Annotated in this window: 10 protein-coding genes; 7 read left to right on the plus strand and 3 right to left on the minus strand. The window is 72.0% G+C overall.

The genetic code is table 11. The features are described from left to right. Positions 1-172: 172 nt before the first annotated feature. Positions 173-1,201 (plus strand): hypothetical protein, encoded by a 1,029-nt coding sequence (locus OG985_RS12635; protein WP_371668398.1) that lies wholly within the window; start codon positions 173-175, stop codon positions 1,199-1,201. Positions 1,202-1,242: 41 nt separating this feature from the next. Here OG985_RS12635 and OG985_RS12640 read toward each other — a convergent pair whose 3' ends face one another. Further along, positions 1,243-2,880: an AMP-binding protein gene (locus tag OG985_RS12640; protein ID WP_371668399.1), complete on the minus strand. Its 1,638-nt coding sequence runs from the start codon at positions 2,878-2,880 to the stop codon at positions 1,243-1,245. Next, a complete protein-coding gene (locus OG985_RS12645) occupies positions 2,877-4,541 on the minus strand; it encodes an AMP-binding protein (RefSeq protein WP_371668400.1) in 1,665 nt (554 codons plus the stop codon). The genes OG985_RS12640 and OG985_RS12645 overlap by 4 nt, the downstream gene beginning before the upstream one ends. A gap of 153 nt (positions 4,542-4,694) precedes the next feature. On the opposite strand from OG985_RS12645, the gene OG985_RS12650 reads away from it, so the two are divergent. The 3 genes from OG985_RS12650 to OG985_RS12660 all read left to right on the plus strand — a co-directional run bounded on the left by OG985_RS12650 (position 4,695) and on the right by OG985_RS12660 (position 9,554). Continuing rightward, positions 4,695-5,561, plus strand: coding sequence for a response regulator transcription factor (locus OG985_RS12650; protein ID WP_371668401.1), 867 nt, complete (start codon positions 4,695-4,697; stop codon positions 5,559-5,561). A 187-nt stretch (positions 5,562-5,748) separates the two neighbouring features. Next, positions 5,749-8,562, plus strand: coding sequence for an AAA family ATPase (locus OG985_RS12655; protein ID WP_371668402.1), 2,814 nt, complete (start codon positions 5,749-5,751; stop codon positions 8,560-8,562). A gap of 200 nt (positions 8,563-8,762) precedes the next feature. Next, on the plus strand, positions 8,763-9,554 hold the full coding sequence (locus OG985_RS12660) for a trypsin-like serine protease (RefSeq protein ID WP_371668403.1): 792 nt from the start codon (positions 8,763-8,765) through the stop codon (positions 9,552-9,554). Between the two features lie 119 nt (positions 9,555-9,673). On the opposite strand, the gene OG985_RS12665 is transcribed toward OG985_RS12660, so the two are convergent. Next, the gene (locus OG985_RS12665; RefSeq protein ID WP_371668404.1) at positions 9,674-10,780 is read right to left on the minus strand and encodes a winged helix DNA-binding domain-containing protein; all 1,107 of its coding nucleotides are present in this window, start codon (positions 10,778-10,780) and stop codon (positions 9,674-9,676) included. A gap of 132 nt (positions 10,781-10,912) precedes the next feature. Here OG985_RS12665 and OG985_RS12670 point away from each other — a divergent pair, with 132 nt between their 5' ends. The 3 genes from OG985_RS12670 to OG985_RS12680 all read left to right on the plus strand — a co-directional run bounded on the left by OG985_RS12670 (position 10,913) and on the right by OG985_RS12680 (position 14,894). Then, a complete protein-coding gene (locus tag OG985_RS12670) occupies positions 10,913-12,070 on the plus strand; it encodes a magnesium and cobalt transport protein CorA (RefSeq protein WP_371668405.1) in 1,158 nt (385 codons plus the stop codon). Between the two features lie 427 nt (positions 12,071-12,497). Further along, on the plus strand, positions 12,498-13,187 hold the full coding sequence (locus tag OG985_RS12675) for a LuxR C-terminal-related transcriptional regulator (RefSeq protein ID WP_371674352.1): 690 nt from the start codon (positions 12,498-12,500) through the stop codon (positions 13,185-13,187). A gap of 144 nt (positions 13,188-13,331) precedes the next feature. After that, positions 13,332-14,894 (plus strand): family 43 glycosylhydrolase, encoded by a 1,563-nt coding sequence (locus OG985_RS12680; protein ID WP_371668406.1) that lies wholly within the window; start codon positions 13,332-13,334, stop codon positions 14,892-14,894. Positions 14,895-14,910 lie beyond the last annotated feature (16 nt).

Raw genomic sequence — 14,910 nt, forward strand, 5'->3', positions numbered from 1 at the left:
CGCGGTGAGCTCTTCCGGTTCCCGCTTCCGCATTGTTTCCACATTACGGAAGTTACTTTCTACTATCTGGAAGCAATGTAGGTGGGCGGGCGCAGGGCGTCAAGGGGAGCGAAGGACGCCCAAGGAGGCCGAAGGACGGACAGGCGGGGGCCGGGTGGAGGACGATGGGGGCATGCCCGAGAGCGTGCCGGTGCGCTGCCCGGCCTGCCGGCGCGAGCAGGTCTACGCGCCACCGTCGTATCCCTGCGTGTGCGGCTCCCCCGTCGCCCCGCCGCTGGACCGGCGTGCCGTGCCGACCGCCGTCACCCACCGGGCCTGGGACGAGGAGTGGGTCTCCGTGCGCTGCGAGGCCTGCGGCCGCCGCGACCAATGGCCCCGGCCGGAACTGGGCTGCTCGTGCGGGACGGTCCTGCTCATCCCGGTGGCACGGGCCCACCCGGACACCGGGTACGGCGGCGGCCCGGACTCGGCCTACGGCGGCGGCCCGGACACCAGCTCCGACTCGGGAGACGGCCCGAGAACCGGCTCAGGCCTGGGCGGCGGCCCGGACACCGGCTCAGGCTCGGGCGGCGGCCCGAACACCGGATCGGGCGGCGGCCCGGACACCGGCTCACGCTCGGACGGCGACCCCAACACCGGCTCGGACGGCGGCACCACCGGATCGGGCGGCGGCCCGGACACCGGCTCGGACGGCGACCCGCCGAGGCCCGGCGCGCCGACGCCACCGTCACCGCTTCCGCCCCCGTCCTCGCCCCCGCCCTCGTCCGTCCGCCCGCCACCGCCCCCGCGCTCACGCCCGGCCTTCCAGCCCGTCACGATCCGCACCGCACGCGACGCGGTCACGGCCGCGGCCCTGTATCTGCGGTGGCTCGGCCACCGGGACGTCCGCCCCGCCGGCCGGCGCCCCCCGTCAGGTGTCGGGCTCGCCGCCGATGACCTGCTGGCCCGGGTGGAGCCGACGGTGCGTCCGGCCTCGCTCAGGGACGTGGAGTGCCTGTGGCTGACCGCCATGACGGAGTCCGCGGACTGCGTCTACTTCTCCCTCGCCGGATACACCACCGACGCCCGGGCCCGCGCCGACGGCCTCGGCGTCCCCCTCTTCGTGCTCGACCTCACGGGCGCACCCCGGCCCGTCAACGCCCCCGCCGCCGAACTCGACGCCACGGCCCCACGCGAGCCCGGAGGCGCCCAGGGGTCATAGGGCGGCCCGGGTGAGGGACGGCGTCGGCGGCCTCCCGGGGCCTACAGGCCGTATCCCTCGCGCAGTTCGACCTTGCGCACCTTCCCGGAGACCGTCATGGGGAAGGAGTCGAGGACCCGCAGTCCGGACGGGATCTTGTAGTGGGCCAACCGGCCCGCGCAGAACGCGCGCAGTTCCTCCAGCGTCGGCGGGTCGGCCGGATCGCGCGGGATGACGCAGGCGAGGACCTCCTCGCCGTAGCGCTCGTGCGGCACGCCGACCACCTGTACGTCCGCGATCTTGGGGTGGCCGTAGAGGAACTCCTCGATCTCGCGGGGGTAGATGTTCTCCCCGCCCCGGATGATCATGTCCTTGATACGGCCGACGATCTCGACGTAGCCGTCCTCGCGCATCACCGCCAGGTCGCCGGTGTGCATCCAGCGGCCCGCGTCGACGGCCTCGGCGGTCTTCTCCGGCTCGTTCCAGTAGCCGAGCATGACGCTGTAGCCGCGGGTGCACAACTCACCCGCCTCACCCCGGGGTTGGGTCACCCCGGTCGCCGGGTCCACCACCTTCGCCTCGATGTGCGGCAGGACGCGTCCGACGGTCGTGGTGCGGTGCTCGAGGTCGTCGTCACGTCGCGTCTGGAGGGACACCGGGGACGTCTCGGTCATGCCGTAGCAGATGGACACCTCCTCCATGTGCATCTCGGCGACCACCCGCTTCATCACCTCCACCGGGCAGGGCGAGCCGGCCATGATGCCGGTACGCAGGGAGGTCAGGTCGTAGCCGGCGAAGTCCGGCAGGTTCAACTCCGCGATGAACATGGTGGGGACGCCGTACAGGGAGGTGCAGCGCTCATCCTGGACCGCGCGCAGTGTCGCCGCCGGGTCGAAGGACGGCGCCGGAATGACCAGGCAGGCGCCGTGCGAGGTCGCGGCGAGGTTGCCCATCACCATGCCGAAGCAGTGGTAGAAGGGCACCGGCACACAGACCCGGTCCTGCTCGCTGTAGGCGATCAACTCCCCTACGAAGTAACCGTTGTTGAGGATGTTGTGGTGGGAGAGGGTGGCCCCCTTGGGGAAGCCCGTCGTACCCGAGGTGTACTGGATGTTGATCGGGTCGTCGCAGGACAGTTCGCTCGCGCGGATCCGCAGCCGCTCCGCCAGATCGGGTGTCCCGCGCCCGGTGAACGCCTCCCAACCCCGGTCTCCGATGTAGACCGTCTCCCGCAACCGCGGGCACTTCCCGCGTACTTCCTCGACCATCGCCCGGTAGTCGCTGGTCTTGTGCCGGAGGGAGGCGAAGAGGAGGGAGATCCCGGCCTGCCGGAGGACGTACTCGACCTCGTGGGTGCGGTACGCCGGGTTGATGTTCACCATGATCGCGCCGATGCGGGCGGTGGCGTACTGGACGAGCACCCACTCGGGGCAGTTGACCGCCCAGATGCCCACCCGGTCGCCCGCCTCGACCCCGCTTGCCAGCAGGGCGCGGGCCAGCCGGTCGACGTCCGAGGCGAACCCCGCGTACGTCCAGCGCCGTCCGGACGGGAGGTCGACGAGGGCCTCGCGGTCGGGCCAGGCCGCGACCGTCCGGGCCAGGTTGGCCCCGATCGTGTCGCCGAGCAGTACCGTGCCGCTCGTGCCGTGCGCGTACGACGGCTGGGTGCGGGAGTGCTGGGCGTGGCGCGGTTCGGTCACCGGAAGTCCTCCTCGCGGTACTCGTCGGCCGAGCCGGCGGCCGTGGCCTCGCGCAGCTCGATCCGGCGGATCTTGCCGGACACGGTCTTGGGCAGGGGGGCGAACTCCAGGCGGCGCAGGCGCTTGTAGGGGGCCAGGACCTGCCGGGAATGCTCGAACAGCACCTTCGCCGTGTCGGGGCCCGGCTCCCAGCCCTCCGCGAGGACGACGTACGCCTTGGGTACGGCCAGGCGCAGTTCGTCGGGGGCGGGTACGACGGCCGCCTCGGCCACCGCCTCGTGTTCGAGCAGCGCGCTCTCCAGCTCGAAGGGGGAGATCTTGTAGTCGGAGGCCTTGAAGACGTCGTCGGCGCGGCCGACGTAGGTGATGTAGCCGTCGGCGTCCCGTGAGCCGATGTCGCCGGTCCGGTAGTAGCCCCCGGCCATCGCCTCCGCCGTACGGTCGGCGTCGCCGTGGTACCCGGTCATCAGGCCGACCGGCTTCGCCGACAGGTCGAGGGCGATCTCGCCCTCGGCTGCGCCGGGGGCACCCGAGACCGGATCGAGGAGTTCGACGCGGTATCCGGGACTGGGCCGTCCCATGGAGCCCGTCTTCAGGGGCTGGCCGGGGCTGTTGGAGACCTGGACCGCGGTCTCGGTCTGGCCGAAGCCGTCCCGGATGGTCACCCCCCAGGCCCGCCGCACCTGCTCGATGACCTCGGGATTGAGCGGCTCGCCGGCGGCCACGGCCTCGCGGGGCGGGGTGCGCAGCTGGGTCAGGTCGGCCTGGATGAGCATGCGCCACACGGTCGGCGGGGCGCAGAAGGTGGTCACGCCGGCGCGGTCCATCTCCGCCAGCAGGCGGGGTGCGTCGAAGCGCGTGTAGTTGTGCAGGAAGACCGTCGCCTCCGCGTTCCACGGCGCGAACAGGTTGGACCAGGCGTGCTTGGCCCACCCCGGCGAGGAGATGTTCAGGTGCACGTCACCGGGCTTGAGGCCGATCCAGTACATGGTCGCCAGGTGTCCGACCGGGTAGGACACGTGGGTGTGCTCGACGAGCTTGGGGCGGGCGGTGGTGCCCGAGGTGAAGTAGAGCATCAGCGGGTCGTCGGCGAGGGTGGGCCCGTCGGGCGTGAAGCCGGCGGGAGCCGCGTACGCGTCCTCGTACGGCTGCCAGCCCGCCGGCGCCCCGCCGACCGCGATACGGGTGTAGCGGCCGGGCACCTCGTCGAACTTGCCGGTGTCCTCCGCGCGCACCAGGACGTGCCGGACCTGGCCGCGCTCGACCCGGTCGCGCAGGTCGGCGGGCCCGAGCAGCGGGGTGGCCGGGATGACGACGGCGCGCAGCTTCATCGCGGCCAGGGCCGTCTCCCACAGTTCGGCCTGGTTGCCGAGCATGACGAGGATGCGGTCCTCGGCGCGGACCCCCCACTCGCGCAGCCGGTTCGCGACCCGGTCGGAGCGCTCGGACATCTCGGCGAAGGACCGCACGGTCTCGGTGCCGTCCTCCTCGACGATGTGCAGCGCGGTCCGCTCGTTGCCCTCCGCGATGACGTCGAACCAGTCGAGCGCCCAGTTGAAGTGCCGCGGCCTGGGCCAGGAGAAGCCGTCGTAGGCGGTGGCGTAGTCCTCGCGGTGTGCCAGCAGGAAGTCCCGCGCGCTGCGGAAGAGCTCCGTGGTCATCAATACTCCTCTTCGGTCGTCCACCTCAGGGGCCGGCCTCGCTCCCGCTCGGTGCCGGACCATTGCCGGGCGGCTGTCTGCCATCGTGTAATCCGTGATGCAGGTCTCACTACCCCCGTACGGGGGTGTGCGCCGCACAGAAGGGACGAGGACGTGGCAGTAGACCCGATCGGGGCAACCGGAGCCGTGGAGATACGCGGTGCGCTGCTCCGGCTGCGGCGCACGACGGGGCTCCCGGTCGCCTTCGGCGGCCTGGTGGACGGCGGGCGTCCGCAGATGCGCATCAGCGAACTGTGCGGCACCGCCACACCCGCCCTGAGCGCGCTGGCGGTGACCTCGGGCAACGGCCTCGGCGGCAAGGCGGTGGCCCTGGCCCGTCCCTGCGCCGTGACGGACTACTCCTCCTCTCGGCAGATCAGCCACGAGTACGACACCGCCGTCGCCACCGAGGGGCTGCGGTCGGTGCTCGCGGTACCGGTGGTCGTACGGCGCCGGGTGCGCGGTGTGCTGTACGGCGCCCTGCGCACGGCCCAGCCACTGGGCGACCGCACGCTGAGCGCGGCGATGCAGGCGGCGCGGGACGTGGAGCAGGCGCTGGTCCTGAGCGACGAGACGCGGGCCGTGCGTGAGGAGGCGCGGGCGGTGCTGGTCGCCGCGCGGGCCGAGCCGGCCCGTGGGCCCGGGTCCGGAGCGGCGCTGGAGCGGGTGCGGGAGGCGCATGCGGCGTTGCGGGCGCTGGCGCCCCGGCTGACCGATCCCGCGCTGCGGGCGGAGTTGCTGGACGCCTGTGACCTGCTGGCCGGCGGGGTGCCGGGGGCGCCGGGGGCGTGTCTTGCTCCCCGGGAGCTGGACGTGCTGGCGTGCGTGGCCGCGGGGGCGACCAACGCGGCGGCGGCGGACCGGCTGGGCCTGCGGGCCGAGACGGTGAAGGGATATCTGAGGTCGGCGATGCGGAAACTCGGGGCCCGCACCCGCGGAGAGGCCGTCGTCGCCGCACGCCGGGCGGGGGTGTTGCCGTAGTCCACCGGGATTTTCCGGCCGCCTCAGGCATTTGGCATGCACACGCCAGTTGCGTGATATTCACCCAGGCGTACATTGAATTTATCCATGCCTCACCTGCTTGTTATATCCCTCACCACTCCATCCGTCCGAATTTCAAAGAGTTGTTGCCTAGAATTTGGCCGTAACACGACACAGGAGGGGAGCGGTGACCGTGCGACGGGACTTCCAGGAGCCTGCCAGATGCCGCCCCGACCTGGTCATCGGCAGGGAGGAACTGTCCACCGCCGCTCGTGACCAGCTCAGGCGGGGTGGCAGCGTGCTGCTCCACGGCCCGGCCGGAATAGGAAAGTCGACCGTGCTGCGGTCATTGGCCGCGGAATACGGCGAGTCGGCGCGGACCGTGCTGCGCTGCTCGGCGACCGAGTCCGAATCCCACCTCCCCTTCCTGGCCCTGGCCGACCTCCTCGGCCTGGCCCTCGGCGAGGTCTCCGACCAGCTTCCCGCGGCCCAGCGCACGGCCCTGGAGTCGGCGCTCACCGGGCGCGGCGAGTCCACCCTGCAACGCGACGGACTGGCGCTGCGCCTGGCCGTGCTGTCCGCGCTGCGCGCGCTCGCCGCCAAGGGCCCCGTCCTGGTCGTCGCCGACGACCTCCAGTGGCTGGATCCGGCCAGCGCGGAACTGCTCGGCTTCGCCGCCCGCCGCCTGGGCGACACCCCCGTGCAGATGCTGTTCGCGGTGCGGACCGAGGGACAGGAGTACGACCGCCATCTACGCGCGTCCCCGCCGGACACCGTCGCCGTCCGGCTCGGCCCGCTCACCCGCGCGCAGGTGTCGGCGCTGCTCGACCACCGCGGCTACACCGGCCTGCCCCGCTCCACCGTCCGCGACATCCACCGCACCAGCGGCGGCAACCCGCTGTTCGCGCTCGAACTCGGTCGCGCCCTGGCCGAGAACCCGACCCCGCCCCGGCCGGGCGAGCCGCTGCCGGTGCCCACCTCGCTGCGGGCCCTGGTGCTGAACCGGCTGGAGATGCTCTCCTACGAGGCCCGCCGCACCCTGCTCGTGGCCAGCGCGGGCGCCCGCCCCACCGTCGCCCTGCTGCACGCGGCCGGCCGGGAGAACGCCGAGGCCGAGACGGCACAGGCGGCCGAGCTGGGGCTGCTCGCGACGGAGCCCGAGGGTCCCGCCGTACGGTTCGCGCACCCCCTGATCTCGGCGGCGCTGTACGCGGAGGCTCCCGCCCAGGACCGGCGGGCCGCGCACGCCGCGCTGTCCACCGCCGCCTCCGACCCCATCGAACGGGCCCGGCACCTGGCCCTGGCGACCACCGGCACCGACCCCGACGTGGCCGCCCGGCTCGCCGAGGCCGCCACCCTGGCCCGGGACCGCGGAGCACCGTCGGTGGCCGCGTCGATGGGGCTGCTCGCCGCCCGGCACACCCCCGCGGACAGCACACCGGGCCCCGACGAGCGGCGGTTGCAGGCCGCCGAGGACGCGATCACCTCCGGAGAGGTCGACCTGGCCCGGGACATCGCACACGACGTGCTGGGCCGCGCCACCGTCCCCGCCGACCGGGTGCGGGCCTGGATGGTGGTGATCGAGGCGGCCGGACAGGCCCTCGGCGACGTGGACGCCGTCTTCCCGCAGGCGCTGGCCGACGCGGGCGACGATCCGCGGCTGCTCGCCCTGGTCCACTACCAGCTCGCCTGGCGGGGACTCGTGGTGGAGGGCGACTTCGCGGAGGGCCGGGAGCAGGCCGCGCACGCGGCGGAACTGGCCGCCCGGGCCGGCGACCGGCGCACCGAACTGCTGGCGCTCGCCTTCCAGGCGCAGACCGAGACCCTGATGGGCCACCCGGACGCGCCCGCCACCATCAAACGGGCGCTGAAGGAACCCCAGGACCCGCAGGTGGCGTGCCACCACAACGGGGCCGGCTCGACCCGCTTCCGCTGGCTGATCATGAGCGACCAGCTGGCCGAGGCCCGCAACACCGTCACCGCGCTGCTGCGCGAGGTGCGCCGGCGCGGCATGGTCGAGAGCGAGGTGCACTTCCTGCGTCTGCTCGCCGAGACCGAACTGCGCTCGGGACACTGCGGCCGGGCCCTCGACCTGGCCCGCGAGAGCCTGCGGCTGGCCCGGGACTCCGGCATCGGCCGGGTGGCCTCCGCCCTGCTCACCTCGCTCGCGGAGGCCTCCGGCGGAGATGTGGACCGGGCCCTCGCGCTGGCCCGGGAAGCGGTGGAGCACGCCGAGGAGGACGGCGACCAGATGTACATCTCCCGCACCCTCGCCGCCCTCGGGCACGCGCAGCTGGTCGCCGGGGACCCCGAGGGGACGGTGCGGTCGCTGCGCCGGGTGCGGGAGTTGGAGCACGCGCTCGGCATCACCGACCCGGCCCGCGGCCGCTGGCACGGTGACCTCGCCGAGGCCCTGGTGCGCATCGGCGAGATCGGCGAGGCGCAGGACGTCATCAACGTGACGCGGGAACACGCGCTGCGGCTGGAGCGCGAGAGCGTGCTGGCCGTGCTGGACCGGGCGGAGGCCCTGGTGCGGGCCGCGCGCGGCGAACACGACGCCGCGATCGCCCAGCTGACGTCCGTTCAGGACCGGCTGGCCAAGCTGGGATACGGCCTCGAGGAGGCGCGGGCCGCGTTCGCGCTGGCCTCGCTGCGCACCGCGAGCAGGCCGGGGCCGACCTCGTACGACGAGGCGGCCCGCCTGTTCCGGCGCTGCCGGGCGCTGCCCTGGCTGCGCCAGGTGGAGGCTGCCGCGGCGGCGGCCCCCGCGAAGGCCGTGCCGGCGCCGGACCCCGCGCTCGACGCGCTGGACGGCCTTGCCGCGATGGAGCGTCAGGTCGCGGCGCTCGTCATGGAGGGCGCCACCAACAGGGAGATCGCCGGACGGCTGTTCATCAGTGTCAAGACGGTCGAGGCGACCCTCACCCGGGTCTACCGCAAGCTCGGGATCCGCTCCCGGGTGGACATCGTCCGGCTGACGGCGGGGCGCCACCCCAAGTGACGCCGGGCCGGTTTCACTGAGCGCGATCGAGGGTTAACCCTGCCCAACTCCCTTAGGGGGTTCCCTCATTGGGGCGAGGGTGGGGCCAGTCCTAGCGTAAGGGCATGCCGCTCGCCCGGGCATACGGGGGTCGTTCCCGCGACTCCCGGCCGCACCCCCACCCGCGCGTCCCCCACCGGCAACCCCCACTGAGGAGACTCATGTTCGGGCTCCACCGCGCACAGAAGACCGCCGCCGTCGTCGCGGCGACCGCCGCCGCCGCAGCGACCGCACTGCTCAGCGCCCCCACCGCTGTAGCCGCCCCCCAGCCCATCGTGGGCGGTTCGACGACCACCACGACGACGTACCCGTTCATGATGCAGATCACGGACGCCTCGCAGAACCAGTTCTGCGGCGGCACCCTGGTGTCGGCCACCAAGGTGGTCACGGCCGCGCACTGCATGGTCGGCGAGACCACCAGCAGCGTCCGCGTCGTGGGCGGCCGCACCTACCTGAACGGCACCAACGGCACCGTCTCCAGAGTCAGCAAGATCTGGATCAACCCCGACTACACGGACGCCACCAACGGCGACGACGTGGCCGTGCTGACGCTGTCGACGTCGATGCCGTACACCAAGGCGTCGTACGTCTCGTCCTCCCAGACCAGCGTGTACGCGGCCGGCACCACCGCACGCATCGTCGGCTGGGGCACCACCTCGGAGAACGGCAGCTCCTCCAACCAGCTGCGGACCGCGACCGTGCCGATCGTGTCCAACTCCAGCTGCAGCACTTCCTACGGCTCCGACTTCGTCGCGAGCGACATGGTGTGCGCCGGATACACCTCCGGCGGCGTAGACACCTGCCAGGGCGACAGCGGCGGTCCCCTGCTCATCGGGGGCGTCCTGGCAGGGATCACTTCTTGGGGCGAGGGCTGCGCGGAGGCCGGTTACCCGGGTGTCTACACCCGGCTGACCACCTTCTCGAGCCTGGTGACCACCCAGGTCAACTCATAGTCCCAGAAGGTTTCCTGAGGATCCCTCAGGTATGAAACCAGGGGGCGTTGCGAGCCACCACGAGCGGCCCGCAACGCCCCCTGTCCATGCCCGGGCACCGTTCGCCGTGCCGGGCGCCGTCAGCGTCGTACGACGGCACCGAACCGGATGTCGTACGACGTGTCCGGGTGCATCACCCGCAGCATCCGTTCTCCCTCGGCCGTGACCTCGTCCCGCTGCGGCCGGCTGAGCCTGCCGAACGGCTCGACGACGAGGGCGGTCTCCTCCAGCCGCCACACGCCGGCGAGGAAGCCGTCGACCAGGAGCGTGCTGTGGGCCTGGTTGCCCTGCCAGGTCCGGCCCCAGTACGCGGGCGGTACGACGCGGGTGCGGTCGGCGTGGGAGAGCAGGAGGTTGTCGAACTCGGGCAGGAAGCGGGGCGGGGCCGGGGTGCCGGGGTCGGGGCGGGGCGCGTCCGGGAGGTCGAAGAGCTCCACGCCGTTCTCGTCGCGGAAGGTGAGCAGCCGGGGACGGAGGCGTTCGAACGCGTCCCGCAATCGGGTCAGACCGGCCCAGGTCTGCATGTCCTTGACCGACGCCGGACCGAACGCGGCGAGGTAGCGCAGCACGGTGGCGTCGGGTGCCGGGGCGGGACGCGCGGGACGGCCCAGCCAGTGTTCGGCGGTGGTGAGGGCGACCTGGCCGCTTCGGCCCCACAGTCCGCGCGGGGTGACCTGCACCAGGGGAAGCCGGCAACGGGCGGCGATCGCCAGGGCCTGCGGGTCGGCGTCCGGCCACTCGGTGAGCAGTGCCTCACGCAGCTGTTTCATGGTGCGCGGCTCGGTTTCGACGAGGTCCCGGGCGAGTACGGCGAGCCGGTCCAGGTCGACGCCCACGAGTCCCTTGCGGAAGGCGCCGAGCTCGCGGTCCCGCGCGGCCTGCACGAGCGGGCGCAGGGTGAGGCAGTCGTCGGCGGTGTGGGTGTGGATGGTCGAGCGCATGGTGACGATCCGCACGACGTCCCGCCGGTCCATCAGTCCCGACAACTCCCCGGGAGCGAAGCCCTCCAGCCGGGCGGCGAGCGCGTAGTACGGCGGTTTGACGTTCTGCGCCTGGAGGCCGAGAAGGTGCTCCACAGCCTCCCGGGCGGACAGCGGCGAGCGGCGCAGCAGCAGCTGGCGGTCGAGGGTCGCGCGGTTCAGGGCGCGGGCGTCGAGCAGGGGAGCCGTCGCGGTCGTCTTCGTCATGCTGTGCACGCTAGTGCCGCTTGCGGACACACCCTGTCCGCAACTCTCGTGAAATGCGGGTCCGACCGGGCACTCCGATCCCGTTTATCCCGTATATCCTGCCGGTGATCACGCCAGTGAGAGGCAGCCGCGATGCCCGAGCGACGCGCCCGACCGACCTCGAAGAACCCCGTGAAGTCCGCCTGGCGCCGGGCCATGGCCCCGCCGCCCCCGCCGTCGCACGAACGGCCGGAGCCCGGCGTCCGGACGCCCGCCCCGGAGCCGGAGCCGCCCAGCATCGTGCAGGCGGCCCTGTACCGGGACGGCGTGCGCGTCTCCTCCCCCGCCACCCTCGCCGACACCTTCCGCGAGCTGCGCGAGCAGCCGTCCGGCATGGCCTGGATCGGCCTGGCCCGGCCCACGGAGAGTGAACTCCTCACCCTGGCGGCGGAGTTCGACCTGCATCCACTCGCGGTCGAGGACGCGATGGAGGCGCACCAGCGTCCCAAGCTGGAGCGCTACGGCGACACCCTCTTCGTCGTCCTGCGCGCCGCCCGCTACCTGGACGCCCCGGAGGAGGTCGACTTCGGCGAACTGCACGTGTTCGTGGGCCCCGACTTCGTCATCACGGTCCGGCACGGCGCGGCCCCCGACCTCTCGGCGGTCCGCCGCCGCATGGAGGAGACGCCGGAGCTGCTGGACCTGGGCCCGGAGGCAGTGCTGTACGCGATCCTGGACGCGGTGGTCGACGGCTACGCGCCGGTCGTGTCCGGCGTCCAGAACGACATCGACGAGATCGAGACCGAGGTCTTCCGCGGCGACCCCGAGGTCTCCCGCCGCATCTACGAACTGTCCCGCGAGATGGTCGAGTTCCAGCGAGCCACCCGCCCCCTCGTCGGCATGCTGCACGGCCTCATGGCCGGCTTCGCGAAGTACCGCACGGACGAGGAGCTCCAGCGTTACCTCCGCGACGTCGCCGACCACGTGACCCACACCAGCGAACGCGTCGACGGCTTCCGCCAGGCCCTCCAGGACATCCTCACGGTGAACGCGACCCTGGTGACCCAGCAACAGAACGCGGAGATGCGGGCGTTGGCGGAGGCGGGGTTCGAACAGAACGAGGAGATCAAGAAGATCTCCTCCTGGGCCGCGATCCTGTTCGCTCCGACGCTGGTCGGGACGATCTACGGGATGAACTTCGACCACATGCCCGAGCTGAGCTGGCGCTTCGGGTACCCGTTCGCGATCGGCCTGATGGGCGTGGTCTGCGTCAGCCTGTACCTGATCTTCAAGCGGCGCGACTGGCTCTGAGCCGGCAAGTGTGACCCAGACCACATGAGAAACGGTGCCGTTTCGATAGTGGCGGGGTTAGTGTGAAGTCACCCGAAATGAACGAAACAGTTTCGTTCGGAGGAGGGATGCTCATGGCCGAGCCGATGACTCGGGCCGTACTCAAGCGGCCCATGGAAGTGTCGATCTTCCCCGCCGCCGGCAACTGACCTCACCTCCCACCCGCACCCTCACCCTCACCCTGCCCGCCGTGACGCTTCCCGCCGTCGCGGTGGCAGGGCACCTCCGCCTCCTCGCGCCCGGGACACGGCTCGACAAGCCGCGACCCGGAGAGCCGGCCGCCCGCGCCCTCGCGCTCCGGCACGCCCTCACCCCCCGTTTTCCGACGACCACGACGACCGTCGGCCCGTCCGCATCGAGCCGGCCCTCCCCCACGGGAACGACCAGCATGACCACCGTACTCATCGTCAGCGAACAAGCCCTGCAACGCCTCGGCCTGCGCATGCTGCTCACCGCAGAGGCCGGCCTGACCGTCGTCGGCGAGGCCGCCAACGGGACCGATGCGGTCCGCGCGAGCGACGAACTCCGCCCCGACATCGTCCTGTTGGACAGCCGCACGCCCGACGGCGCGGATGGCGTCGACACCATCCGCCGGCTCACCCGCCCCCACTCCCTTCCCGGCGCCGTCGAGGCGGGCGGACATCCACCCCGGCTGCTGATCCTGGGCGCCGGCGGACTCGACGCGTACACCCACGCCGCCCTGCGCGCCGGCGCCGGCGGATTCCTGCCCGAGAACGCGCTGCCCGGCGAGCTGACCGCCGCGGTCCGCGCGGTCGCCGCCGGAAACGCCGTCATCCCACCCGGCCTGACCCGCGAACTCATCGACGCCGTCCGCAACCGGGGACCCGTCCGCCCCTCCGGGCGGGAACACCGGCTCGGGGCGTTGACCGAGCGCGAACGCGACGTCCTGACCGCCGTCGCCTCCGGCTGGTCCAACGTCGAGATCGCCCAGCGCCTGTCCATCGCCCCGACGACCGTCAAGTCCCATGTCAGCAGCATCTTCACCAAGATCGGCGCCCGGGCCCGCGTCCAGGCGGTCGTCTTCGCCTATGAGTCGGGGCTGGTACGGCCGCGGTGACCTCACCCGGCCCACCCGGCCCCTTCGTTCGCTCGGTCCACGGCCGGCGGTCACGCCCAAACCGTTGACCTGAACATGCCCCGCCCCTATCTTCTGATCGAATTTACGAACTACGTTCGAAATTACGGACAGGGACGGTCTCGTATGCCTCGAATGCCCCATCCGCATGCCCTGGTTCGCACCATCGGCAGACCTCGCACCGCACACCTGGCCCGGACGGCGCGCACCCCACGCCTCGGATCGGTGCTGCTGTGCGTCCTCACCGCGCTCGTCGCCCTGGTGGCGACGACCCAGCCGGCCTCCGCCGCGGCCGGCCGGCCGTACACCAACCCGCTCAAGTCGGCCAAGGGCGCCGACCCCTGGCTCCAGTACCACGACGGCAACTACTACCTGATCACCACGACGTTCACCGGCATCCTCGGCATACGCAAGTCGCCGACGCTCGCGGGCCTCGCCGGGGCGCCCAACGTCCAGGTGTGGTCGGACACCACGTCGACGCGCAACACCAACATCTGGGCACCGGAGCTCCACCTGTTCAACGGCCACTGGTACCTGTACTACTCCGCCGGCCAGAGCGGCGTGGCCTGCTGCGACTCGCAGCGCACCCATGTCCTGGAGAGCGCCGGCACCGACCCGCTCGGCCCCTACACGTACAAAGGCTCGCTGACCGGCTCGAATCTCTCGCCGGGCGGCTGGCTCATCGACGCGACCGTGCTCGAGGCCAAGGGCGGTCTCTACCTCGTCGGCAGCGGTTCCGTGAACGGCAGCGCGCAGAGCCTGGTCATCGCGCCGATGAGCAACCCGTACACCCTGGCGAGCAGTTCCTTCACGGTCATCTCCAGCCCCACGCTGAGCTGGGAGACCTCGGGCGCGCCGGTGAACGAGGGACCCGAGCCGCTCCACCACGACGGGCGCACCTTCCTCACGTACTCCGCGAGCTACTGTCAGACCCCCGACTACAAGCTCGGCCAACTGGAGCTGACCGGCTCCGATCCGCTGAGCCGGGCGTCCTGGACCAAGAAGCAGACGCCCGTCTTCCAGCGCAGTGACACCAACGGCGTCTACGGGCCCGGGCACAACGGCTTCTTCACCTCGCCCGACGGCACCGAGAACTGGATCGTCTACCACGCCAACTCCTCCTCCGGCGGCGGCTGCGGCAACGGACGGACCACCCGCGCCCAGAAGTTCACCTGGAACACGGACGGCACGCCGAACTTCGGCACGCCCGTCGCGCTCGGCGCCTCGCTGCCCGGCCCGTCCGGCGAGACGGCGGCCACCCCGACCTCGTACACCCTCGTCAACCGCAACAGCGGCAAGTGTCTGGACCTGGCGGGCGGCAGCAGCGCCGACGGCACCAACGTCTTCCAGTGGACCTGCACCGGCGGCACCAACCAGAAGTGGCGGATCGAGGACCAGGGCGACGACACCAGCCGGCTGGTCAACGTCGCCACCGGCGGCGTACTCGACGCGGCCGACTGCTCCACCGCCGACGGCGCCGATCTGCGGCAGTGGTCCTGGCTGAACAACAAGTGCCAGCGCTACCGGCTGGTCTTCACCGCCACGGGCGACTACGTGCGGATCGTCAACGAGAACAGCGGCAAGGTCGCCGACGTGGCCGACTGCGGCACCGCCGACGGCACCGACGTACGGCAGTGGTCCTGGCTGAGCAACACCTGCCAGCAGTGGCGCCTCGTCCCCACGACCTGATCGCCCCCCCACCTGG

The organism is Streptomyces sp. NBC_00289, from assembly GCF_041435115.1.
Lineage (GTDB): Bacteria > Actinomycetota > Actinomycetes > Streptomycetales > Streptomycetaceae > Streptomyces.